The organism is Macrococcus brunensis, from assembly GCF_004359615.1.
Taxonomy (GTDB): domain Bacteria; phylum Bacillota; class Bacilli; order Staphylococcales; family Staphylococcaceae; genus Macrococcus; species Macrococcus brunensis.
Genome location: NZ_SCWA01000055.1, coordinates 1 through 438, shown reverse-complemented (window position 1 = coordinate 438; position 438 = coordinate 1). Strand labels below are relative to the sequence as shown.

The 438-nt window shown below is 71.5% G+C and carries 1 protein-coding gene; it reads left to right on the top strand.

The genetic code is table 11. The annotated features are described in order from the left end of the window. Positions 1 to 109: 109 nt before the first annotated feature. A partial coding sequence (locus tag ERX27_RS11185) for a hypothetical protein (RefSeq protein ID WP_208001788.1) occupies positions 110 to 438 on the top strand: 329 nt, incomplete at its 3' end.

Below are 438 nucleotides of genomic sequence, written 5' to 3'. Positions count from 1 at the left end.
GCGCATCATGGCGTTCCGCAATAGCGGGTGCACCATCCTGTTCTGCTCGCACAGCCCCTACCACATCCGCCACCTGTGCGATGCGGCCATGTGGCTCAAGGGGGGGCGCATGGAGCAGTTCGGCCCCACCGAGCCCGTGCTCGCGGCCTACGACCTCTACACGCGCGAACGCCAGGAGCGCGAGCAGCAGGCGATCGAGGCGGCATCACAGCCGGTCGCCGCCTTGCCCTCCGTGGCCGAGACGCCCTATGCCCACCCTGCGGACGAAGCCGCTCTCGCGGTGCCCGCCGACCCGCCCGCGCCGGTGGTAGCCGTCGAGCGGGGCGATGCCTGCCTGCTGTCCGTCGAGGTGGACAACCTGGGCGAGCCGGTGGGCGAGCAGCCTGCGGTGCTGCACAGCAAGGATCTGGTGGTGACGATCGTCGCGCGCGGCCGGGG